Below are 22,129 nucleotides of genomic sequence, written 5' to 3' on the forward strand. Positions count from 1 at the left end.
CTCAGATCAAAGGCTTCATCCGTCCTCCAACACCCATTGGCGCTTCGGCTAATGATGCTTGGCGACCGCGCAGTGCTCCACCTGGCGCTTTCGGGAAAACACGAACGACTGGAAAAGCACGTAATTCTAAACTCGCCCGGGGATGGAAACATCGGCGATCAAGCCATGTTCGAAAGCTTCGTTAATAACGTTTCCCAGCAAGTGATAGCCGTCGTCAAGTCCCCTGATGCTTATTCCACTGATGATATTGCCGATAAAAACAAGGTGGCTTTTCTCGTACTGCCCCACCTGATATATTCTAAATTTTTTGGTCATTATAGAGATATTTGGGCCATGGGACGTTCAATTCGCGGCGCTGAAAGTTTTTCGGTGATGGGGGCGGACATCATGGATGGGGGCTACGGCGTCCATTCTTCCATGGTCGAGTGGAACCTTGCGAGGACAATTCAGGAGGCTGGAATTCCCGCCAGGATATTGGGCTTCAGCTGGAATGGCCAAGCTAATCCCGAAGTAATCAGGCAAGCCCAGAAGGCTGGGCGCGCAGGAGTACGTATCCTACCGCGAGATCCGGACTCACTGGAACGTCTGGTTAAAGACAATATCGAGGGCGTCGTTCAAGCCGCAGACCTTGTTTTCGCGTTCCCTACCGATAGCTCAACAGCTCGCCCGGACAATTCTGGGGAACCCGGAGGGAACGAGGACGAAAAGCTGGCCGTTGTGAACGTGAGTGGACTCATCGGCCGCAAAATTGAACAGGATTCTGAATACGAGCACATCCTGCAAACGCTTGACGCGCTTGGATACAGGTGCCTGCTTCTGCCTCACGTGAGCCATTCTAAGGCAGACGATATTGCTGCCATCTCGAAGCTGCGCAGAAAGAGCCCAATGGCCCGACGTGCCGACGTTGTGGAAGCTCTGATCTCCCCTAGTGAAGTTCTTTCGCTTGTAAGAAGAGCAGACATGGTCGTAACCGGGCGGATGCACTTGTCAATTCTGGCCCTTTCTGCCGGCACGCCAGTCATAGTTCTGGCGACGCAAGGCAAGGTTTCCGGATTGATGAAACTGTTTGGCATTCCCGACCACTGTGTCGAACCCACCCTAGGGTTCGGCAAGAGAATCTCAAAGCTCCTTCGTGAAATTGAGAAGGATCGCTCCAGTATTTTCGATACGACGGCATCGAATCTTCAGGCCGTACGCGCCCTTTCTCAGGTCAACTTCCGCCACAGGTGACAGTTCCCCTGCGCGAAAGAAGTGGTAGGAAACCGCGGCGAGAAATGCGGTGTCCTCGGGGATGACTGGCGCCGAGAAACATGTGGTCTACCCGTATCCCGTTCGAATAATGGGCGGTGTCATACCCTCGAAGCAACAACACGTTGAATAGAGGGGTTGCCGGTGGCGCGCAGGGCGTTGACTTTTTCGGATCGGGCGGATATCGCGGTGGGGCTTCAGGCCGGTAAAACGGACCGGCAGATCGGGTCCGATATCGGCCGGGACCACACGATCGTGTGGCGTGAACGGCGGCGGAATTCCACCAAGACCCGTGGCTACCGCCCTGTCACCGCAGACGTGAGGGCGGAGCGGAAACGCAGCCGTCCGCAGGCCCGGAAGATGGACACCGATCCTGTCCTCGCGGCACGGGTGAAGGCTGACCTGTTCCGGTCCAGGACGCCGCGGCAGATCGCCGGGCGCTTGCGTTTGGAAGCCACGGAGACCAGCGTTGAGACCATGGTTAAATCTCCTGACGCGCAAGGCCGGACCGTCTCCCACGAGGCCATCTACCGGTGGATCTACGCCCTGCCCAAGGGCGAGCTGGCGAAGTCCGGGATCCTGCTGCAGTCCAAACGAACCAAGCGAAAAACCCGCAAGCCGTTGGGTGAGCGGACAGGCGGGAGGATCATCGGCATGGTCAGCATCGATGACCGCCCGGAAGAGGCCGCGGACCGGCGGGTTCCAGGGGCGTGGGAAGGGGATCTCGTGGTCGGCAAGGCCGGCAGGACCGCTGTGGCCACGCTGGTGGAGCGGAACAGCAGATTCCTGATCATGCTCGGCCTTCCCGACGGCAAAAAGTCTGCAGGACTGGCCGATGTGCTGATCGAGAAAGTCAATGACCTGCCGGCACTGATGCGCGGATCCCTGACCTGGGACCAGGGCACCGAAATGGCCCGCCACGCCCAGCTGACACTCGCCACGGACCTGCCCGTGTACTTCGCCCACCCGCACTCACCGTGGGAGCGGCCCAGCAACGAAAACACCAACGGCCTCATCCGGGAATACCTGCCCAAAGGCGAAGTCCTTCCCAGCCACCAGCCGTTCCTGGACTCCATCGCCGATGAACTCAACGACAGACCACGCGCCGTCCTGGGCTACTTCACACCGAGGGAAGTATTCACCAAGCTACTCAACGACGACGTTGCTAAGACGGGTTGACACCGCCATGGGCTACGGGCCCTCGACACAGTGACCCGTTCCGGACCACGAGGAATTCCTGGCCGCCGTGCTGTCCCGGGAAGTCGCCGCGGCTCTTCGTGGTTCGTGGGGAATTGAGTGAGGTGTGTCAAGGATGTGAGACAGCCGGTTGGTTTCTTTTTGGTTAGGCGGCCACGGGTAGTGGCTGGTTTTTGGTCTTGAAGTTGGCCATCGCCGTGGCCGGCGGCAACCCGTCATTGTTGGTATGGGGCCGCCAGCGGTTGTAGAACACCTCGATGTAGCGCATGGTCGCCCGGCGGGCGTCCTGCCGGGTAGCGAAGCTGTGAGCTGCCGCGGAGATATCGGACAGTGGGCCCTCTTAAAATGGGGGTCTACCGAAAGTAGAGATCAGCATGACCGCGTCACGTAAGCGATTTACCCAGGAGTTCAAGGACGAGCTGTGCCGCGAGGTGATCAACACGTCCAAGCCGATCAAGGACGTGGCCACGGCGTATGGTGTCGGGCCCGAGACGCTCCGCAACTGGCTGGTCAAGTACCGCGAGGCCAACGGCGGGACGGAGGTGGATCTGACGGTTTCGGAACGGGCCCGGCTGAAGGAGCTCGAGCGTGAAGTTCAAGAGCTGCGGGCGGAGACTGGGCGGTGTCATACCCTCGAAGCAACAACACGTTGAATAGAGGGGTTGCCGGTGGCGCGCAGGGCGTTGACTTTTTCGGATCGGGCGGATATCGCGGTGGGGCTTCAGGCCGGTAAAACGGACCGGCAGATCGGGTCCGATATCGGCCGGGACCACACGATCGTGTGGCGTGAACGGCGGCGGAATTCCACCAAGACCCGTGGCTACCGCCCTGTCACCGCAGACGTGAGGGCGGAGCGGAAACGCAGCCGTCCGCAGGCCCGGAAGATGGACACCGATCCTGTCCTCGCGGCACGGGTGAAGGCTGACCTGTTCCGGTCCAGGACGCCGCGGCAGATCGCCGGGCGCTTGCGTTTGGAAGCCACGGAGACCAGCGTTGAGACCATGGTTAAATCTCCTGACGCGCAAGGCCGGACCGTCTCCCACGAGGCCATCTACCGGTGGATCTACGCCCTGCCCAAGGGCGAGCTGGCGAAGTCCGGGATCCTGCTGCAGTCCAAACGAACCAAGCGAAAAACCCGCAAGCCGTTGGGTGAGCGGACAGGCGGGAGGATCATCGGCATGGTCAGCATCGATGACCGCCCGGAAGAGGCCGCGGACCGGCGGGTTCCAGGGGCGTGGGAAGGGGATCTCGTGGTCGGCAAGGCCGGCAGGACCGCTGTGGCCACGCTGGTGGAGCGGAACAGCAGATTCCTGATCATGCTCGGCCTTCCCGACGGCAAAAAGTCTGCAGGACTGGCCGATGTGCTGATCGAGAAAGTCAATGACCTGCCGGCACTGATGCGCGGATCCCTGACCTGGGACCAGGGCACCGAAATGGCCCGCCACGCCCAGCTGACACTCGCCACGGACCTGCCCGTGTACTTCGCCCACCCGCACTCACCGTGGGAGCGGCCCAGCAACGAAAACACCAACGGCCTCATCCGGGAATACCTGCCCAAAGGCGAAGTCCTTCCCAGCCACCAGCCGTTCCTGGACTCCATCGCCGATGAACTCAACGACAGACCACGCGCCGTCCTGGGCTACTTCACACCGAGGGAAGTATTCACCAAGCTACTCAACGACGACGTTGCTAAGACGGGTTGACACCGCCCTGCCTTCTTGAATTATCCTGATGTCCGGATTATGCCGATGTCTGCCTGAACCCGCAGCTCAGGGCCGGGAAGGTGCCGGAAATGTTCGGCATAATCCGGCGACTGTCTGATACTTGTCCTCCCGTCTTCTCTCGGAAGGACAAGGATCATGAGCGATCCTGCCAAGGTACGTGTCCGCGGCCCGCTGGCCTCACTGTTTCCAGGGTTCCGCGTCAGGCTGGCTGCGCTGGGCTATTCGCCGGGACCAGGTCATCTGCGAGCACGCCCGACGGCAGGGCCGGAAAGGCCAGTATTCCACCGATGTCGCGCATGTGTGTTTCGTCAAGTTTAAGTAGGCCGTTTCAGCGCTAAGAATTAGGCCACGTCGGCTCTTTTCTGGTCCATTTCAGCGGTTGGCTATTTCATGAGGGCATTTTTGACCCGGTAGGACTCGCCGCGGAACTGCAGAAGCCGCCCGTGGTGGACCAATCTGTCAATGACGGCGGCGGCCATGTTGTCGTCTCCGAACACGGTGCCCCAGCGGGAAAACTCCAAATTTGTTGTGATGATCAGGCTTCGTTTTTCATACCCGTCCGCGATCACTTGGAAGAGTAGCCTGGCCCCTTCGGCGTCGATCGGGAGGTAGCCCAGCTCGTCGATGGCCAGGAGCCGGTTCTTGGCCAGGGAGGCCAGTTCCTTGTCGAGGCGGTCTTCGTCCTTGGCGCGGCGCAGCATCATGACCAGGGCGGAGGTGGTGAAGAACCTGGCGGGGATGCCCTGCCGGCAGGCGGCGGCCACCAGGGCGGTGGCCATGTGAGTTTTGCCGGTGCCCACGTCGCCGTAGAGGACCAGGTCCTGGGCCCGGTTGATGAAATCCAGGGATTCGAGAGGTCCGCGGCCGTAGTCCTCCGGGAACCTGACACTGCTGTAGTCGAACCCGGTGAGTGTTTTCATGGCCGGCAACCTTGCGGCCTTCAACAGCCGCTGGCGCCGTGACTCCTGCCGGGATTCGTGCTCGGCGACCAGCACCCCGTGCAGGTATTCACGTTGCTTCGGGGTGCCCTTCTCGGCCCAATCGGTCAACACGCTGCCGGTCAGCGAGGCGTGCTTGCCCGCCTCAAGGAGGTCCTGGACGGTGATCGTGCTCATGCTATTTCTCCTGTGGTGGTGTTCAGGGTGGTGAAGGTGTCATAGACGCTCAGGTCCACGTTCGTTGCCTCCGGTTCGGTGCCATCAGCCAGACGGCGGGCCAGCATGCCCAGCATGGCCATGTCCGGTGCATCCCCGCGCTGGATCAGGGTGTCGGCAGCGGCCACCGCGGCATCGAATCCCGCCACCGATGAGGCAGCATCCACCGAGTTGAGCAGCCGGCGCCGATCCGTGGCCGTGGCCCGGTCCAACCAGTCACGCACCGGGTCCGTCACCAGGGCCCGCAGCGGCGAATGGGACCACGCCCCGGGCTTCGTCACCAGCAACGGCACCAGGGAAGCAGGGTCAAAGACCGTCTCGGCCTGCTTGCCGAAGACGCGCGGGAACGTGCGGACAGGTTCGGAATGCTCATCAAGGATCTGCACCACGTCGTGTCCCAACCCCACCGTGAGCATTCGCCCGTGGAAAGCGGGCCCGGCGGCGTACGTGTTCCCGTCAATGAGCAGGTTCCCGGTCTTGTCGGCCTTGCGCGATTCGTAGCGCACGGCATCGAAACCGATCCCCGGCAGGTCTATGGACGCCGCAACGTCCTGGGCGAACAGCTCACCCAGGGGCAGGCCCTTGCGGTAGTGCACGGTGGTGGCCAACGCGTCGCAGCGCGCCATGAGGTCCTTGTTCAGCCCCTCCAGGGTGGCGGCCTCCGGCTCGGGGACCATGAAGTTCCGGCGCAGGAACCCCACCGCGTTCTCCACGTTGCCCTTCTCATGGCCCGAGTACGGATTGCAATAGCGTGACTCGGACCTGTAGTGGAGTTTGAAGGCGCCAAACAGCTTCGTCTCGGTCACCCGGGTTCCCACCCGATTTCCGATGCCCGTGGCATTATCAAAGACCATGTGCCGCGGCGCAGCCCGAATGTGCTCAAACACCCTCCGCAGCCCGTGGGCCACGCATTCGGCGGTCTCGCCCCGATACGCCTGCACGAAGCGCATGTTCGAGAACGGGAAGGTCACCACCAGGATATGCAGGACCTGCCGGATCCCGGCAACGATGGCCTCGGCCTGACCGAAGTCGACCTGCACGGTGCCGGCAGGCCAGACCAGTTCGGTAAACCCCTCACCGGGCTGCCGGTGGGCGGCCAACCATTTCTTCACGTACCGCTGGACCGGTGAATAGGTGGCGGTAAAACCATGCTCGTCAACGAGCCGGTCGAAGATCCGCTTCGCCGTATGCCGCTGCTTGCGGTTCCGGCGCTGATCCTCGATGAGCCACCGCTCAATGATGTGCTCGAACCCGGTCAGCACCGAGGCCCCCGGCCTGGCCAGCGGTGCCCGCGGCGCCGGGGAGAAGTCCTCCTGCTCGGCGTACTTGGCCGCCGAGGTCCGGCTCACTCCAAGCCTTCGGGCGATCTGACGCACCGGGACTCCCTGGGAGTCGAGTCTTCTGATATTTTCTTGAACGGACATGGGTACCGTCATCTCACTTTCCAGCCCTTCCGGCGCATACGCTTCGCAATGGCAGCACCGTAAGGAACCTATCTGGGGGTGGCGGGCCCATGTCCCCAACACTCTGGGAAAGGCCCCCGACCACCCGGGTGATCTCTAACTTCAGGCAAGCCCCCGAAACCTGATTCCGGGAAGAAAAAACTGGCCTAATTCTTACCGCTCTTTTGGCCTGAAACGAGCCACCAACATGGCTCAAATTCCTGGCTGAAACGGCCTACAGATAGTCGATCACACACAGCATGCCCCGACCCGGCACCGGGGTATCGACGGGCTGTGGTCCAAGCGGTGGTTCACGGACCGCGCCCGGGGCTTCGGGCCAGCCACCGAGGCGGTCATCGCCGGGATCATCGACCGACACGCTGTGGAGGCCCAAGGCTATCTGGACTGCCAGAACATTCTGGAGTCCCTGGGCAAGCGGAACAAGGCCCGCCTGGAGGCCGCCTGCCAGGTCCTGCTCGACACCGGTCAGGGCCCGGGAACCTACAGCACGATCAAGCGGATCATGGCCACCATCGACTCCGACACCAAGAAGCCCAGAACGGTCACACCGGCGGCGGCCACCCGCAAACCCGCCGCCGGCGCCGACCCCGGCGCCGGCCTCGGGGCCGCGGGGCCGCGGTGCACGTGCGCTCGGCCGAGCACTACCGGCGCGGCGGCCAGGGAGGCGAGGGCTGATGTTCACCAGCGAGGACCATGAGAAATTCCGGGCCCTGCGCATCGCGCACCTGGCCGTGCGATTCGAGGAACTGATCACCGACGAGGCCAATGACGAGCTCACTCCCGAGCAGATCTTCCTCACCGCCGTGGACGACGCCCTCGAACAGCGCCGGGCCCACCGGATCGACAAGCTCATCCGGGCCGCCAGGTTCCCCATCACGCAGGCCTCGGTCGCCGAGATCAACTACCAGGAGGGACGCGGGATCACCCCGGTGCGGATGAAGCGCTATGCCGCCCACCAATGGCGCCAGGACCCCACGAACCTGCTGGTCATCTCACCGACCGGTGGTGGCAAGACCTACCTGGCCTGCGCGATCGGGATCGCCGCCTGCCAGAGCGGACACACCGTCGCCTACACCCGGATGGACGACCTCGCCCGCCGGTTGGTCATCGCCCGCGGTGACGGCATCGGCCACCAGAAGCTGCTCAACGAGCTCTCGGGCGTGGACCTGCTGGTCATCGATGACGTCCTCACCGTGGGCATCGACCCCGAAGCGGCCAACGACCTCTTTGCGGTCCTGGCCAACCGGGAACACCGCCTGCCCACGCTCATCGCCTCGCAGTCCGGTCCGGCCTACTGGGTCGAGGCCCTACCGGACCGGGTGGTCGCGGACTCGATCGTGAACCGGCTGGCCAACAACGCCCGCCAGCTCAACCTCGGCGACGTGGACATGCGACGGCACCGCGACGACAGGGCCCGGGCTCAACCGGACCACTGGGAATAGACCCCACCCAGGACGTGGTGCCGGCCCCGAGCGGACATGCGGAGGGCCGGTACCAAGTTCCCGGAATGCCGGTACCAACCATCCAGACCAGCGGTACCAACTGAAGCTATCTGTCATCAAGAACATAAAACGCACCGCCCGTGGCTATCGCAACCCCGCCAACTACAATCAGTTATTCTCTTGAGAAGTGCCGTCCGGACGGCGGCATGACACTCATCCGGGAATCCATTTCCCCACGAACCTTGAAGAGCCAGCTTCGCCCGCTGGGGCGATGTCTTCGGGGACCAGGTCGTCGCCTCCGCGATGATCGACCGCATCGTCCACCACACGGAAGTCGTCACCCTCAAAGGCTCCAGCTACCGGCTCAAGAACCACCAGATCGAAGCCCTGCCCTCAACGACCGAAAACTACGGCAGAATATTTTCGTCAACGTGGCTCAGTTTTCACCCCACGAAACGGCTCACTTTTCGACCAGCACTGACAGCTTGACAGGTCGAGAACGTCGAGGTCCAAAGATGATTCCCGACACGGAGCAGTTCTACCAAGGGTGCGATGCGACATTCTTACCAGTCAGGGTCTCATCGAATATCCGTTGCAAAAGCGAGGGATCGATCGCTCACCTTGTTCGAGAGCTGTTGCTGGAAACAAAAAGCAGCAAGGAACAGCCAGAGCGGGAGCACGTCGCTCATCATGCCCCACCCAGTGAGTGCCACGAGAGAGATTCCCGGCAATGCCGAAACATAGGCTCTAGCAAAATCACCGGTCTTCGAATCTTCACGACGGCGACGCCATGCAACACCAAAAGCGACTAGCAACGGCATAAAAAGAAGAATGGTGCCCAACATCCCGATCTCGACCGCCGCAAGCAGTACGGAATTATGCACAGGCCATCCCTGGGCCGTGAGCATGTCAGTGGGGCCGGCTGTGGTGATGTAAGTATTGGGTCCAGTGCCGGCAAGCGGATTGCCGGGAATCAAGGCAAGCGCCACTTCATTGAAGTGCTGTCTCGTCGATCCTTCAGGGTCTTCTTCAAACCTCGCAAACCAGACGCCCGCTGATGCGAACCCCACAACTGCCACCCCCAGAGGAATCGCAACCTTGCTCGCCAAGGCTCGGCCGCGAGGCAAGAGAAGCGTCCAAAGCAAGATCATGACCACTGCCGAGAAGAAGTTTGCTCTACCGCCGGACAACACAAACATCGGGAACGATGCAGCAACGGCAGCCCATGCTGCTGAACGCGTCCGGCGCAACGTAGACCTGGTGAAAGGCAGAGAAGCCATTATGAAGAGTAGAAGTACTTTACCTAAGGTTGTCGGGTGTCCGAAGGATCCGTTTACTCTGCTACCAACAAGTTCAGAGGTCACCGCATTCGTTGGGAACAACTGAAGACCCACAAACTGAAGCACCGAAATGCCCAATTGTAAGAGAACTGTTGCCAGGATCCAGTAAATAAAGATCTGTCCGTTCTTCTGGTCCCTCTCCACGCATGAGGCCGCATAGGCGCCTGCGGCCCAGGCTGCCGCGGCCGTTAGCATGTGAATCATGCCAGCCTGGACTTCACCCGTTTGCGTCCAAACGAACGAGTAGCAGAAAATGAGGAAAGCCACGAAAGGGAAGAACAGACGATTCGACTCCAAGCGCCTGCCAGTTAATAACCCTAGAACGGCAATGACAGCAATCCCTACGGTGTAAGTCATTACACGGGGCTCGGAACTGGATATACCACTTCGAGTCACGTCCGCTAATGATCCGCCGTACAATACCTTGGGCAAAAAGCACATTGTCGACATGGAAATTACCATAATTGTGTTGACTCGACCAGCCAGAGCGTGAAATATAAATAATCCCACGGCTGCCAATATGAGAATGACAATTGTCATCGAAGCGGCGCCTTTCATGATGACGTGTGAACCGAACTAGCCGCTGGAGCTACTTCCGGGTGTATCAGGACAGCTTGAACCCAGAGCGCCGCAACAAATCCCCCACACCTTCTGTGAAGCTGGACTCGCTAAACCGCGAATGCATCGCGCGGAGGGGTGCCACTTCCAGATTCCTATGATCATCATTCATAAGGTCGTAAACGTCACCAATATATTTCCAAAACGATGGATCAAAACCACTACGCACGTGTTCGGTTCCGTATATCGGCACACCGTAAACCATTGCCTCGAGAGCTTTCACTTTAATGCCACCACCGTGGTTGATGGGAACAATGACAGCATCAACGGCCGAATAGAAGGCTGCTACGTCGCCCACGGCGCCGAGTACAGTAACCTGGCTGGTCCACGACTTGACGACCTCTGAACCATAGCCCGCGACCACGAGTTCCATTCCCATCAGCCCCAACCGATCAGCGTACGTCGATAGGAACTGCTTTAGAGACATGACATTTGGTGGATAATTCATGTTTCCAAGAAACCCGATGCGGCGAGGCCTCTTCGATGGCCGAGGCACGATGGATTCTGGCCATTCGACTGGGGTAGGCAGCCAAGCAGAAGGCACTCTCCGGGAACGAGACAGTGACAAGAAGTCCTGGTGGCCGGCAAATGCATTGCCCGCAGCCTTCACCGGCAATCGTGACTCCAGCCTTCTCCACCAAAGAGATTGAGCAAGCCCCCCGGGCCGGAGCGACCGTGACGACTGGGCCATGGTCCTCGCGTTTACACTCCACAAGTCCATCCAATCAAAGAGCAACGTTGATTGATTAAGACTTCGGCCCGCGGAGGCAAAAACGGATGGAACCGTGATGACATTGAGGTCAGCGGCAGGCAGATTGGGCAGGCGGCCCTGAAGGGGCATAGGGATGACCCGCTTTTTGAAATTCCTCAGTCGGCTTTGTTTGGCTGCTTGGGGTTCCGTCGACCTAAGTGCATGGATGGATGCTTCATAGCCAAGATCGTTGAGTGCCTTATGCCAAGCAAGGGCTCGGAGGCCGCCCCCGTCTCGAGGCATCTCTGACAAGCCATACCAATAAACGATATTAGCTCTGCGCATATGCTTCGCCAGAGTCTTCAATCTTCATCTTGTGCCAAAGTTGGCGAAATCGCCCACGATATGCCTCTATGGAAAAGTTCTCTTCGTAACTCCGGCGAGCATTTCTCCCCATTTCCTGCGCCATTCCTCTGTCAAGAGAATTGAGCACCGACGCCAGCCCGGATGCGCTTCCCACTGGGAATAACCAACCGTCAGTTCCCCTAGTGACGACGTCCAGGACACCGCCCGCCTCGCTGGCAATGACTGCCCGTCCTCGGGCGAACGCCTCCAGCAGAACCAAACCAAACGGTTCCGGCTTGTCCGAGGGAAGTATGAGAAAATCCGCCGCATCAATATATGATGCGATATCGTCCACTTCCCCCACCACCGATATGTGTTCCCGGTGTCTTAGCCCACTGACCAGCCCCGGAACGTCGATTCCTGTCCCCATCGTCGGAGGCCCTCCAAGTATGACGAGGTCGCCAGGGCACACCTCTTCATCCCAGGCGCGGAGCAAGGTGCTATGACCCTTCCAAGCATTCCACCGACTAGCGACGACGAACCTAAGCTGTTCACCCTCGGGAGGAACTGGCACAAGTCTTACTTCAGAGTCACTGTGCGCGTTGAACAGTATTTCTGCTCTGTTCTGCAATTTCGCCGGAAGCGCGTCCCGCGCTGCCGTCGAGATACAGAAAATTCGATTAGCACCCCGGGCAAACAGGCCCAACACCGCAGCCTCCCTAGGCGACCATATCTCCTGCACATGGAGAACGATCTGCTTCACTCCGGCGACCCGAGCCAGCAACAGGCAAATCACCATTGCTGAAGTCGTGCAATAAACAACTTCCGGTCGAAGCCTCTTTAGCATCCTGGATGTCTTCCAAAGCCGAATGGGCAAGGGCCAGATACCAGATGGTGAGAGATATTTGCGCCTGAGAACCGGTGCAGGGCTGGGAAAATTCGGTATTCCCCTGGCTCTGAGCTCGGAGCTTAGGCGATTTTGCCCTTCCGGCAGATCGTCCGGCAACCAGACAACCGAGCGCCGCAAATCTACGTCAGGGAGGCTGCTGAGGACTTCTAACAGTATTTTGTCGGCACCATACATTTCGTTGGATGAGTGAATGAAGACAATTTCTTGCGGGGTGATATGGCTCTCAGTGCTCACCGCAGTCTCACAACCTTTGCGGGCACGCCTGCTGCGACGGAATTATCTGGAAGGTCGCGGGTGACGACACTGCCCGCAGCGATGATCACACCCGACCCGATGCACACCCCCGCAGTTATTGTGGCCCCACTACCAATCCACACATTATCTCTGATTGTCAGAAAATAGCGTTCAACCCCCTGGGCCTTTATCGGGAGGTCAGTCTCCGAAAAAATATGGTTTTCCGAGAATAGCCTGACGCCTGGCCCCAACATCACATCGTTGCCTATCCTGATCTCACCTGAACAGCCAATGAAACAGCCAGCGCCGAAGCTTGTTCGGTCCCCGACCCAGAGACCTTCGCCAATTTCACCGCCGTAATAGCTGCTGGGACGAATCTGTGTCGAACGCCCGATCGACACTTCGTTTCCAAAGTTGAGTCCATGCTTCGAAAGGCCCTGAACCTCGGCGAAGTCCTCAATGACCAGGCGCCCGTCGTGAGAGATTAGTTGGGGGTTCTTGAGTCGCGCCCCCCTGCCAACAAATAGGGGCCCCTTAGACCGTCTCAACCACGGCTTCGTTAGGCCCCCTCGAAGAAGCATGGGTCCGGAGCGCGCCACCATTTGAGCAGTGGCTACCAAGTTCGCTCCGTTGGTTAGCCCTTCGTAGCGCAATAAGTTCATGACAGTACTTTGCTGTGGGGGAACTGCGCGACCTGCTGAGTCAAAGCATGGTCGTAGGATGCGCAAACAGAGTCCCAGGTATAGCCCTCCTGAAGGCGCTGAAGTGAAACTTCCCTCAATCGGCGCTGTTCCTCACGGGACTCCATGACTGCGCGGATGGATTCCTCTATGCTCCGGGCGTCTGGTTGGCAGAACCTACCCTGCGGACCAAGCACCTCCCTGTTGTAAACAGTGTCCCGGGCGACAGTTGGTGCTCCGTTAGCCATGGCTTGGACTAGCGCTGGATTTGTTCCTCCGACGCTGTGCCCATGAAAATAGGCCGCACAATGCTTCCAAAGGGACAACAGACGCTGGTCGTCAGCCACGTGGCCCAGCCATTGAACATTGGCCTTATCAGCGACAAGCTTTTTTACATCATCTTCTAGCTGGCCGCCGTAGCCCGAAGACCCCACGATAACCACTTGGTAGTCAGCCGAGAGTGCTCTCACAGCCTCGAAAAACTCCGGGATCGTGTTTTCCGGTACGAATCGAGCCACCGCAAGAATGTAGCGATGTTTGAGGAACGACTCTTCAACAACGTCCTCGACGCTGGCGTCACCGCCGTATGGAATGAAGAGAGAGGATCGAGAAAATTCGTTCTGCCATCTACGAGATATTTCTTTTGAATCTGCCACGAGGACCGTGCCGAATCGCGCCGTGAGCTTGGCGCCCCATTTGAAGACTAGCTTTGCGATTCGTCCCCATTTGGCACGCTCCCATTCAATCCCGTCGACGTTCACCACAGTCGGTATCCCTCGCATGGCCAACAGAGGTAACCAGAAACCGTTGGCCACGTTCATTACCAATGCGACGTCGGGCTTCTTCCACGCCGCATGTAAACAAGCCATCAATCCGTATGAGAGCGTGCTGAGAGACTTGTTCTCGATTCCGCCGGTCGTCACAACGTTGACTCGCGCATCGCGGTTCGGGTCCCCTGGTGTGGGAGACGAACGGCCGTAGACCGTGACGTCCCATTCGTGATCAGCCAGATATGGGGCCAACTTTCGAACGGCGGTCTCAAATCCTCCGTAGAAGCTCGGATACCCGCGGGTCCCAATAATCGCAACAGATCGACTCATGAACGCTCCCCCATTGTTGACACATCTTTCAGGCTCCGACACAGTGCCAGCGTCAAGAATATCATTCGAGATTTGGACATCTAACCCCCCATAGGCATCCAGGTGCCGCGGCAACGGTTGGTGCCTACGGATCGCTTTCGCCTTAGTCACGCAGGATCGTGTGACCAAGACGGCGGATCACCGAGCTCGCGTGCCCCCGAGCAAAAAGACATGCGGCTGGTGGCGCGTCTGCACATGCGCCGGCCGCCGGTAATCGCAAGATTACGACCGGTTCGCCGACCGACTGTATCCTTTCGACAGGGATCTCCCTTGAGCGGAGTTACTAACCTTTGGGGGATGTTTATTGAGCGCCGTGTCGGATTGGCGGGTACGGACTTCACGAACGCTGCGTTTTGTGGATGCGTTCGTTGTGATTTGGGCCGTTGCAGGTGCATACGTAATTAGGTTCGGCGTCGAACCTAATTTTGGCGCATCGGGGGACGAGTCAAACTATATATGGTTTTCAGCTGCACTAAGCGTTGCTTGGTGGCTGATGTTGGAGGCCTGGAACAGCAGGAATAGCAGAATTCTGGGTTCTGGACCCGACGAGTATAAGCGAGTGGCCGCGGCCTCTCTTTGGCTTTTTGGCCTGGTGGCCATCTTCTCCTACGTTTTCCGAGTCGAAACAGCACGTGGCTATGTAGGGATTGCGCTGCCCGTCGGACTATTGGGACTCATAATGGGTCGCTGGCTCCTCAGACAGCACCTCAGCGTGAACCGCCAAAGCGGCGCGAGCATGTCCCGCCTAATGCTCTTGGGCGGTCCTAGCGCCGTTGCGCATTTGGCGTCGAGCCTCGTCGCGGCCAAGCACGCGGGATATCTTCCGATTGCGGCATATATACCCGGAGTACAGGAAATCCTCGCGACAGAACCTGAATCTGGCCTCCCGGTCCTTGGCCACGACCCAGAAGCACATGCGATTTTGGAGGCTATTGACCGGTGCCAGGCCGACGCAGTCGCGGTTTCGGCCGGCGTTCAGTTGCATCCCCAAACCCTTCGGCACCTTGGGTGGGAGCTAGCGGCGCGGAACGTTGGACTTATCATGGCACCCGCGCTCACTGACATTGCGGGGCCACGTATCCACACCCAGCAAGTGGCTGGCCTTCCATTGATTCACGTCACCACGCCAGCGCTTGATGGCGGTCAGCGTGTAGCCAAAAGGCTGTTCGATGTCGGAGTTTCAGGGGCCCTAATCGTCCTCGCATCTCCCGTTCTCATCATCATTGCACTGGTGCTCAAGCTAACCGACCCTGGTCCGGTGCTCTTCAAGCAGGAACGAGTCGGCATCGAGGGAACACATTTCGGCATGCTCAAATTCCGCTCGATGGTTGTTGATGCCGAACGACGACTCGCGGCGCTCGAAAATCAGAACGAGGGTAACGGTGTCCTTTTCAAAATGAAGGACGACCCCCGAATCACACCGGTCGGAAGATTTCTTCGAAAATACAGCCTCGACGAGCTACCCCAGCTCTTCAACATATTTACCGGCTCTATGAGTCTCGTTGGCCCACGTCCGCCCCTTCCTCGCGAAGTCGCAGCCTATGAGAAAGATGTCCGGCGAAGGCTGCTGGTAAAGCCGGGACTGACCGGACTCTGGCAAGTTAGCGGCCGATCGAATCTGTCATGGCAGGACTCAGTTCGCCTTGACCTTTACTACGTGGAGAACTGGTCACTGGCTGGCGACCTCGTAATCATCCTGAAGACAGCGCGCGCTGTCTTCAACAGCACGGGCGCCTACTAGTCACACCGACGGCGTTTTGACCACGGCCCCCAGCGGGGTCGTGACCGAAGACCCCTAGTGGGGAAGGAACCCGCTTCATGACTGAACCAAGCAAGATGGAACCCGACGAATACCAACAGAGCCACCTCAGCCGTTCAGTGAGGCGCCCAGCACGCCGGCGTCTTTACGTGATCGCAGCTGCATGTCTGACAGCCGCTGCGGTCATCGCAGTAGTGGCAGCATCGTGGCTGGGCACCCGAGCCTCTATCATCAAGGATGAACTTCAGGCCACCATTGACCTCATCCCCGTCCTTAAAGGCAGTATTTCAGGAGACAAGCCACAAGAGGCCATAGCTGCGGCCAATCAGCTTCGGGCCCACGCAGCGGCAGCACGCGAAGCCTCCGGAGATCCGCTTTGGACCCTGGCCGCTTCGGCGCCTTGGGTCGGAGCCAATTTCGGAGCCATTTCAGAAGTTGCCCGATCAGCGGACGATGTTGCCAGCCTGGGTGTCGTGCCCTTGGTGAAGGTCTACGAATCGCTCGATTGGGGTAGTCTCCTGCCTAGCAGTTCGGGGACGAACCTAGACCCGATCCAAGATGCATCCCCCAGCATTTCAACCGCCGCCCACGCCGTACGGGCCTCCGCCGAAAGGCTGTACAGAATCGACGCGAGCAACCTGTGGCCCCAGGTCGCTGAACCGTTGAAGCGGGCCCGGGAGCAGCTGCGCGAAGTAACAGGCGCCCTCGATGCCTCCGCAAACGCCGCCCAAATAGCGCCTAGCATGTTGGGAGCCGACGGCGAGCGGAACTACTTACTCATGATCCAGAACAACGCCGAAGCCCGCGCCTCCGGAGGTATTCCTGGAGCACTGGCAGTCCTCCAATTGGACAACGGCAAGCTGACGCTGGGGGCACAGAGCAGCGCCGGGGACGTTGGCGTGATGTCGCCCGTGGTTCCTGTGGACGCGGAGCAGCAGCAGATCTACTCGACGCGTCTCGGCAAATACATGCAGGACGTTAATCTGACCCCAGACTTTCCCACCGCGGCTTCCACTGCACAGGCCATGTGGGAGAAGAAGTCCGGCCAGCGGGTGGACGGCGTGATCTCCATGGATCCAATCTCGTTGGGGTATGTCCTTGACGCAACCGGACCCGTGGAAATCACGGAGCCCGAGCTCCTTGCCTTGGCTAGCCGCGGACTGCCGACCCAGCTGAGCGGCAAGAATGTCGTACCAACTCTTCTTTCCGACGTCTACGCCAAAATTCCCGTGCCAAAATATCAGGATGCTTACTTCGCCGGAGTGGCCAAAGAAATCTTCGGCGCGCTTTCCACCGGTGCACACGGCGACGCAAAGGGCCTCATCGACGGCATTTCCCACGGAACGTCAGAAGGGCGAATTCTGCTTTGGTCGGCCGCTGCGCAGGAGCAGTCAGTTCTTGCTAAGTATCCGTTAAGCGGATCAATCGCTGGCCCAAGCGTCGCCCCCGCGCAGTTCGGCGTCTATTTCAACGACGGCACGGGGGCAAAAATGGATTATCATGTCAAGCGGACGGTCCAACTTGTCAAGCAGTGTTCCGTCGGCGGCTACGAACAAACATCCGTGCGCATTACCAGCACCAACACGGCCCCCGCAGATGCGGCCACTTCGCTGCCGGCCTACGTCACCGGCGCTGGCGCTTTCGGTGTTCCGGCAGGCTCTGTCCGCACCAATGTGATCGCGTACGGCCCAGTGCAGGCCAACGTGGAAACAGCCTCAGTAGACGGCAAGAAGGCGGACTTCAACGCGCAGCGCCATGCCAATCGACCCGTAGGAACAGTGACCGTCACCTTGGCGCCGGGCCAAAGCAGCACGGTTGAGCTGACCTTCGGCAAAATCGTCCAGCACACGGAACCTAACGTGGTTGTCACGCCCACAGTCCAGCCTGTCAAAGACGTGAAACTCGCCACTGAGGAAGCAGTCTGCAATCAGTGAACGTAAACACTGCGTTAACGGTATGTAAAGCAACTTGATTCACTTTGGTCACACCCGTTATCAGTGCTATCGTCGGCAGGGACTTAACTAATGAGATTCCATCTGGCGGCCACTGGGGGGTCGGGAATCTCCACATCGCGTGACACTCGTATATACGGTCTCAGGGGGACTCATGAAGAAAACACTTGCCGCGCTCACACTTGCCGGCTCTATTGCGCTCATCGGCGCAGTTCCGGCCATGGCCGCCAACACGACCTACCCGGCTCCGCCCGCAAACTCCGCCGTTTCTGATGGCACCGTTGGCCCGGGCGAGCAGTTCGTCTTCCGCGGCAAGGGCTTCAAGGCCGGCGAAGGCCTCACCATCAGTGTTACGCCGGGCGCCCGGCCGGCATCGACCGGCGCAAGCGTCGCTGGCCGCGGTATGACGGTGACCGGAAAGATCACACTGCCGCTGGCAGCGCAGAGCTTCCCCTCCGCAGCAGACGCCAATGGCGCGTTCTCCTTCCCGCTCACCATCAGTGAGACTGGTGTTTACACCCTGACCGCGACCGGTCTGGAGTCTGGCATTTCCGTCAGCTCGAGCGTCACGGTGGAGGGCCGCGCGGTTGGTGCTGGCCTTGCAAACACGGGTAACGGAACCGCACTGGCTAACACCGGCGCAGATTCCAATCTGATGATCTGGTCCCTCGTGGGCGCTGGCGCCCTGGCTGCCGGCGTTACCTCCGTCGTGGTGGTTCGCCGCCGTGCCAAGGCTGACGTCACCGTCTAAGCACAAGTAACACGCATCAAGAAGGTGGTGGTCTCCGGGATACTGGAGACCACCACCTTTTGCTTTTAATACTTCCCTGAGGAGCATATGAGGGCCACGGCGACTCCCCAGGCCTGGCGCGCGGTCCTGGCAGGGTTTTTGGCGTTCCTGGCGCTGGTTGGTTTCTGGCCCAGCCCGGTGGACAAGCCAGTGCAGGGACAGGTTGCCGGATTCATCTTCTTTATCCACGCCCTTGGTGTTCCGGCATGGATTGGCTACGGCTTCATTGAGGCCTCCGCCAATGTGGCCCTCTTTGTGCCCCTCGGCGTCGTGGCGGCTTTGGCGTTCCCGGGGAAACCGTGGTGGCGGATCGGCGCCCTTGGCCTGCTGGTCTCCGGATTCATGGAGCTGGGCCAGCTGCTCTTTCTTCACAACCGCTTTCCCAGTCCGTTGGACCTTGCCACCAACACCGCCGGATGCATTCTGGGGGCTTTCCTGGTGACGCAGGTAGTCCGCTCCCGGAGCGGCGCGAGGGTTAGCTGACGAAGGCTTTCATCCAGGCCTTGAGCTCTTCACCGAATTCGACCCGTTCCGAGGCGATGGATATGACGGCCTTCAGGTAACTCAGCTTGTCGCCGGTGTCGTAGCGGCGGCCCTTGAAGACCACCCCGTACACCCCGCCGCCCTCGCAGTCCGAGGTGGCGAGGGTCTGGAGGGCGTCGGTGAGCTGGATTTCGCCGCCGCGGCCGGGTTCCGTTTCCTCCAGGACGTCGAAGACCGCCGGGTGGAGCACGTACCGTCCGATGACGGCCAGGTTGGAGGGAGCATCGGCGCTCGAGGGTTTTTCCACCAGCCGGTTGACGCGGACATGGCCTTCGCCGTCGACGGGTGAAACGTCTGCGCAGCCGTAGGCGCTGATCTCGAACGGGTCCACTTCGATCAGGGCGATGACGGATCCTCCCGTCCGGGCCTGCACCTCGATCATGGTGCTCAGCAGCTCATCGCGCTCGTCGATCAGGTCATCGCCCAGCAGGACGGCGAAGGGCTCATCACCCACGTGCTGGCGGGCGCACAGGACGGCATGTCCCAGCCCCTTGGGGTCCCCCTGACGGACGTAATAGAGGGGCCCCAGGGCGGACGCGTGCTGGACCGCTTCCAGCTTCTCGAAATCGCCCTTGAGTTCCAAGGCGCGTTCCAGGCTGGGCTCACGGTCGAAGTGGTCCTCGAGCGCGCGCTTCTGCCGGCCGGTGATCATCAGCAGATCGGTCAGGCCGGCGCGGACGGCTTCCTCGACAACGTACTGGATGGCCGGCTGGTCGACCACGGGCAGCATTTCCTTGGGCATCGCCTTGGTGGCGGGCAGGAAGCGTGTCCCAAGTCCCGCGGCCGGAATGACTGCTTTGGTTACTGGTTTCCCCGAAGTCATAGGGGAACCCTACAAGCGCACCCTCGAAATGAGAATGGCTAGCCCTTGAAAACCGGCTTGCGCTTTTCCTGGAAAGCCCGGAAGCCCTCCGAGTAGTCCTCGGTCTTGCAGAGCCGGGCCTGCTCGGCGTTCTCCTCTTCCATGGACTCCCAGAGGCCGAGGCGCTGGTCCCGGATGTGCGCCACGAGTTCCTTGCTGGCGGTGAATGCGCTGGTGGCACCGGTGGCAGCCTTGGCCACGATGGCGCGGGTGTTCTCCAGCAGCTCAGCCGCGGGCATGGCCCGGCTGAACATCCCCTGGGCCACGGCGTCCGCGCCGGACATGAGCTCGGCGGTGTAGATCAGGTCCAGGGTCCGGTGCATGCCGAGGCGTTCGGTGAAGTACCAGTGGCCGCCCGAATCGAGGGTGGCGCCCAGATTGGCGAACGGTGAGCCGAATTTGGCGTTCTCCGCCACGTAGACCACGTCCGTGGCCAGCAGCAGACCCAGCCCCACGCCCAGGCAGGCGCCCTGCGCCGCCGCGAAGGTGGGGGCCGGGAACGCAGCCATCTTCTTCAGCAGCGGCTGCAGAAGCCCGCCCAGGTACGCCTGGACGTCATCCGTCTCCGGCGTCACGCCGGCGATGTCCCGGCCCGCGCAGAAAGCCCGGCCCTCTCCCCTGAGCAGCAGCGCCCGCACTTCGCCCCGCGAGGCGGCGGCAGCGGCGTCGTCGTACGCCTGTGCTAAATCCCTGAGGGCCTGCCCGTCGAGCGAGTTTAGCTTGTGCGGGGCGTCAAGGACGATCTCGGCGATGCCGCCGGCGATGGAGAGGGAAATCATGGGGCTCCTGAGGTCGGGGCGGGAAGCGGGTGGGCTGCTAGACGTCGAAGTCGACGGTGACTTCCGGCGTCGTGGGGTGGGACTGGCAGGTGAGCACGTAGCCCTTATCCAGTTCGTCCTGCTCCAGCGCGTAGTTCTCATCCATGGTGACGGCACCGGTGACCACCTTGGCGCGGCAGGTTCCGCAGACGCCGCCGGCGCAGGCGAACGGCACGTCCGGGCGGACCCGCAGGGCCGCGTTGAGGATGGATTCGCGGGCGTGGGTGGGGCTGGCCACCTCGCCCTGGAGGCCGTCCAGCTTGAAGGTGATCTTGTAGGTTGCCTGGGACTCGTCCACAATCACGGGACGGCCGGCGTTGCCCTCGGGGCGGTCCGGCTTGCCGGTGGTGAAGAGTTCGAAGCGGATGTGGTCCGGGTTGACGCCGCGCTCGGCCAGGGTGTCCCGGCAGAGCTGGACGAGCTCGAAGGGCCCGCACAGGAACCACTCGTCGACGTCGTCGGCGTGGATCGCGGTCCCCAGCAGGGCCTGCAGTTTCTCCGCGTCGATCCGGCCGCTGAGCAGCGGGGCGATCCGTTGTTCGCGGGAGAGCACGTGGTGCAGGGCGAGCCGGGCCGGGTACTTGTCCTTCAGGTCGGCGAGCTCCTCGAGGAACATCACGTCCATGGCGGCCTTGTTGGCGTAGACCAGGTCGAAGCGGGTTTCCGGGTGTGCCGCGAGCAGCGTGCGGGCAATCGCGATCACCGGGGTGATGCCGGAACCGGCGGCAATCGCGACGAAGGAGCCCGGCTCCCCCGCCAGCTCCTCCGGATGGTTCATCGAGTTCATCAGGTTCTGCTCTTTGCCGTCGCGGCCGTGCTTGGACACGAACGCGCCCATCGGGCTCATGACGTCCAGGACGTCGCCGGCCTTGAGCTCGGCGTTCGCCCAGGTGGAGAACTGCCCGCCCAGGTCCTTCTTGATCGCGACCCGGATCTCGCTGCTGCCGTCCGCGAAGCTGCGCGGTTCGGCGCAGATCGAGTAGCTGCGCCGGATTTCCTTCGGCCCGCCGTTCTCATCCGGCAGCGTGGTGCGCAGGGCGACGTACTGGCCGGGGAGGTAATCGAACTGGCCGGCGAGCTCGGCCGGGACGCCGAAGGTGACCTCGATCGCGTCGTCGGTGAGCCGGCGGACCTCATCCACGGTCAACGGGTGGAAGGACGCGCGTCGGCGTCCGGTGGCTGCAGCCGTTTCAGCGGCGGTCTGGCGGACAACAGTCATG

The 22,129-nt window shown here is 60.6% G+C and carries 20 protein-coding genes and 2 pseudogenes; 11 read left to right on the forward strand and 11 right to left on the reverse strand.

Annotation, left to right across the window (positions count from 1 at the left end; genetic code table 11):
* The first annotated feature begins 51 nt into the window (after positions 1–51).
* Together ASPU41_RS01890 and ASPU41_RS01895 are read left to right on the forward strand one after the other, a co-directional pair.
* Positions 52–1,230, forward strand: a complete 1,179-nt coding sequence (locus ASPU41_RS01890; RefSeq protein WP_197515730.1) for a polysaccharide pyruvyl transferase family protein — start codon at positions 52–54, stop codon at positions 1,228–1,230.
* A gap of 162 nt (positions 1,231–1,392) precedes the next feature.
* Positions 1,393–2,427, forward strand: coding sequence for an IS30 family transposase (locus ASPU41_RS01895; protein WP_069952410.1), 1,035 nt, complete (start codon positions 1,393–1,395; stop codon positions 2,425–2,427).
* 163 nt (positions 2,428–2,590) lie between these two features.
* Here the strand turns inward: ASPU41_RS01895 and ASPU41_RS23680 are convergent, their stop codons facing one another.
* A complete protein-coding gene (locus ASPU41_RS23680) occupies positions 2,591–2,713 on the reverse strand; it encodes a hypothetical protein (RefSeq protein ID WP_269450069.1) in 123 nt (40 codons plus the stop codon).
* Positions 2,714–2,819: 106 nt separating this feature from the next.
* Between ASPU41_RS23680 and ASPU41_RS01900 the strand changes: the two are divergent.
* A pseudogene (locus ASPU41_RS01900) lies at positions 2,820–3,059 on the forward strand (transposase); the annotation flags it as partial.
* Between the two features lie 54 nt (positions 3,060–3,113).
* Positions 3,114–4,148: an IS30 family transposase gene (locus ASPU41_RS01905; protein WP_069952410.1), complete on the forward strand. Its 1,035-nt coding sequence runs from the start codon at positions 3,114–3,116 to the stop codon at positions 4,146–4,148.
* A gap of 404 nt (positions 4,149–4,552) precedes the next feature.
* Here the strand turns inward: ASPU41_RS01905 and istB are convergent, their stop codons facing one another.
* Entirely contained in the window at positions 4,553–5,284 is a 732-nt protein-coding gene (gene istB, locus ASPU41_RS01910; RefSeq protein ID WP_197515653.1) for an IS21-like element helper ATPase IstB, read from the reverse strand.
* Complete coding sequence (gene istA, locus ASPU41_RS01915; RefSeq protein ID WP_083266303.1) at positions 5,281–6,747, reverse strand: IS21 family transposase; 1,467 nt, start codon at positions 6,745–6,747, stop codon at positions 5,281–5,283. Before istA ends, istB begins: the two co-directional genes overlap by 4 nt.
* A 400-nt stretch (positions 6,748–7,147) precedes the next feature.
* Here istA and ASPU41_RS01920 point away from each other — a divergent pair, with 400 nt between their 5' ends.
* The 3 genes and pseudogenes from ASPU41_RS01920 to ASPU41_RS23945 form a co-directional block, all read left to right on the forward strand.
* Positions 7,148–7,483: a hypothetical protein gene (locus tag ASPU41_RS01920; protein ID WP_069949477.1), complete on the forward strand. Its 336-nt coding sequence runs from the start codon at positions 7,148–7,150 to the stop codon at positions 7,481–7,483.
* Positions 7,461–8,228 (forward strand): ATP-binding protein, encoded by a 768-nt coding sequence (locus tag ASPU41_RS01925; protein ID WP_069949478.1) that lies wholly within the window; start codon positions 7,461–7,463, stop codon positions 8,226–8,228. Before ASPU41_RS01920 ends, ASPU41_RS01925 begins: the two co-directional genes overlap by 23 nt.
* A 255-nt stretch (positions 8,229–8,483) precedes the next feature.
* Positions 8,484–8,624, forward strand: a pseudogene (locus tag ASPU41_RS23945) (ATP-binding protein); the annotation flags it as partial.
* Positions 8,625–8,806: 182 nt separating this feature from the next.
* Here ASPU41_RS23945 and ASPU41_RS01930 read toward each other — a convergent pair.
* The 5 genes from ASPU41_RS01930 to ASPU41_RS01945 form a co-directional block, all read right to left on the reverse strand.
* Complete coding sequence (locus tag ASPU41_RS01930; RefSeq protein WP_197515731.1) at positions 8,807–9,925, reverse strand: O-antigen ligase family protein; 1,119 nt, start codon at positions 9,923–9,925, stop codon at positions 8,807–8,809.
* Between the two features lie 247 nt (positions 9,926–10,172).
* A complete protein-coding gene (locus tag ASPU41_RS23685; protein WP_083266304.1) occupies positions 10,173–11,222 on the reverse strand; it encodes a glycosyltransferase family 4 protein in 1,050 nt (349 codons plus the stop codon).
* A complete protein-coding gene (locus tag ASPU41_RS01940; protein WP_197515733.1) occupies positions 11,209–11,985 on the reverse strand; it encodes a glycosyltransferase family 4 protein in 777 nt (258 codons plus the stop codon). Before ASPU41_RS01940 ends, ASPU41_RS23685 begins: the two co-directional genes overlap by 14 nt.
* Positions 11,986–12,362: 377 nt before the next feature.
* The gene (locus ASPU41_RS21870; protein WP_197515734.1) at positions 12,363–12,914 is read right to left on the reverse strand and encodes an acyltransferase; all 552 of its coding nucleotides are present in this window, start codon (positions 12,912–12,914) and stop codon (positions 12,363–12,365) included.
* A 110-nt stretch (positions 12,915–13,024) separates the two neighbouring features.
* Entirely contained in the window at positions 13,025–14,146 is a 1,122-nt protein-coding gene (locus ASPU41_RS01945) for a DUF1972 domain-containing protein (RefSeq protein WP_069949482.1), read from the reverse strand.
* 394 nt (positions 14,147–14,540) lie between these two features.
* On the opposite strand from ASPU41_RS01945, the gene ASPU41_RS01950 reads away from it, so the two are divergent.
* From ASPU41_RS01950 to ASPU41_RS01965, 4 genes are all read left to right on the forward strand, one after another.
* Positions 14,541–15,926 carry a sugar transferase gene (locus ASPU41_RS01950; RefSeq protein ID WP_069949483.1) on the forward strand — a complete coding sequence of 462 codons (1,386 nt, stop codon included), beginning with the start codon at positions 14,541–14,543 and terminating at the stop codon, positions 15,924–15,926.
* Positions 15,927–16,003: 77 nt separating this feature from the next.
* Complete coding sequence (locus tag ASPU41_RS01955) at positions 16,004–17,878, forward strand: DUF4012 domain-containing protein (RefSeq protein WP_069949484.1); 1,875 nt, start codon at positions 16,004–16,006, stop codon at positions 17,876–17,878.
* A gap of 172 nt (positions 17,879–18,050) precedes the next feature.
* Positions 18,051–18,647 (forward strand): LPXTG cell wall anchor domain-containing protein, encoded by a 597-nt coding sequence (locus tag ASPU41_RS01960; protein WP_069949485.1) that lies wholly within the window; start codon positions 18,051–18,053, stop codon positions 18,645–18,647.
* A gap of 87 nt (positions 18,648–18,734) precedes the next feature.
* On the forward strand, positions 18,735–19,169 hold the full coding sequence (locus tag ASPU41_RS01965) for a VanZ family protein (protein WP_069949486.1): 435 nt from the start codon (positions 18,735–18,737) through the stop codon (positions 19,167–19,169).
* On the opposite strand, the gene galU is transcribed toward ASPU41_RS01965, so the two are convergent.
* From galU to paaE, 3 genes are read right to left on the reverse strand one after another with little or no spacing between them, the layout of a single operon-like run.
* Positions 19,162–20,052 carry a UTP--glucose-1-phosphate uridylyltransferase GalU gene (galU, locus tag ASPU41_RS01970; RefSeq protein WP_069949487.1) on the reverse strand — a complete coding sequence of 297 codons (891 nt, stop codon included), beginning with the start codon at positions 20,050–20,052 and terminating at the stop codon, positions 19,162–19,164. The two genes, ASPU41_RS01965 and galU, sit on opposite strands and share 8 nt — an antisense overlap.
* Before the next feature lie 38 nt (positions 20,053–20,090).
* On the reverse strand, positions 20,091–20,870 hold the full coding sequence (locus ASPU41_RS01975; RefSeq protein ID WP_069949488.1) for an enoyl-CoA hydratase/isomerase family protein: 780 nt from the start codon (positions 20,868–20,870) through the stop codon (positions 20,091–20,093).
* Between the two features lie 37 nt (positions 20,871–20,907).
* Positions 20,908–22,128 (reverse strand): 1,2-phenylacetyl-CoA epoxidase subunit PaaE, encoded by a 1,221-nt coding sequence (paaE, locus tag ASPU41_RS01980; RefSeq protein ID WP_069949489.1) that lies wholly within the window; start codon positions 22,126–22,128, stop codon positions 20,908–20,910.
* Position 22,129: the final 1 nt, after the last annotated feature.

It is taken from the genome of Arthrobacter sp. U41 (genome assembly GCF_001750145.1).
Classification (GTDB): Bacteria; Actinomycetota; Actinomycetes; order Actinomycetales; family Micrococcaceae; genus Arthrobacter.

Excerpts from the sequence above, each read along its gene's own strand:
- ASPU41_RS01930 (WP_197515731.1), bottom strand. The coding sequence starts at position 9,925 with ATGACTTACACCGTAGGGATTGCTGTCATTGCCGTTCTAGGGTTATTA.
- paaE (WP_069949489.1), bottom strand. The coding sequence starts at position 22,128 with ATGACTGTTGTCCGCCAGACCGCCGCTGAAACGGCTGCAGCCACCGGA.
- ASPU41_RS01965 (WP_069949486.1), top strand. The coding sequence starts at position 18,735 with ATGAGGGCCACGGCGACTCCCCAGGCCTGGCGCGCGGTCCTGGCAGGG.
- ASPU41_RS01890 (WP_197515730.1), top strand. The coding sequence starts at position 52 with ATGATGCTTGGCGACCGCGCAGTGCTCCACCTGGCGCTTTCGGGAAAA.
- istB (WP_197515653.1), bottom strand. The coding sequence starts at position 5,284 with ATGAGCACGATCACCGTCCAGGACCTCCTTGAGGCGGGCAAGCACGCC.
- ASPU41_RS01960 (WP_069949485.1), top strand. The coding sequence starts at position 18,051 with ATGAAGAAAACACTTGCCGCGCTCACACTTGCCGGCTCTATTGCGCTC.
- galU (WP_069949487.1), bottom strand. The coding sequence starts at position 20,052 with ATGACTTCGGGGAAACCAGTAACCAAAGCAGTCATTCCGGCCGCGGGA.
- ASPU41_RS23685 (WP_083266304.1), bottom strand. The coding sequence starts at position 11,222 with ATGCGCAGAGCTAATATCGTTTATTGGTATGGCTTGTCAGAGATGCCT.
- ASPU41_RS01945 (WP_069949482.1), bottom strand. The coding sequence starts at position 14,146 with ATGAGTCGATCTGTTGCGATTATTGGGACCCGCGGGTATCCGAGCTTC.
- ASPU41_RS01975 (WP_069949488.1), bottom strand. The coding sequence starts at position 20,870 with ATGATTTCCCTCTCCATCGCCGGCGGCATCGCCGAGATCGTCCTTGAC.
- istA (WP_083266303.1), bottom strand. The coding sequence starts at position 6,747 with ATGTCCGTTCAAGAAAATATCAGAAGACTCGACTCCCAGGGAGTCCCG.
- ASPU41_RS01955 (WP_069949484.1), top strand. The coding sequence starts at position 16,004 with ATGACTGAACCAAGCAAGATGGAACCCGACGAATACCAACAGAGCCAC.
- ASPU41_RS23680 (WP_269450069.1), bottom strand. The coding sequence starts at position 2,713 with ATGCGCTACATCGAGGTGTTCTACAACCGCTGGCGGCCCCATACCAAC.
- ASPU41_RS01925 (WP_069949478.1), top strand. The coding sequence starts at position 7,461 with ATGTTCACCAGCGAGGACCATGAGAAATTCCGGGCCCTGCGCATCGCG.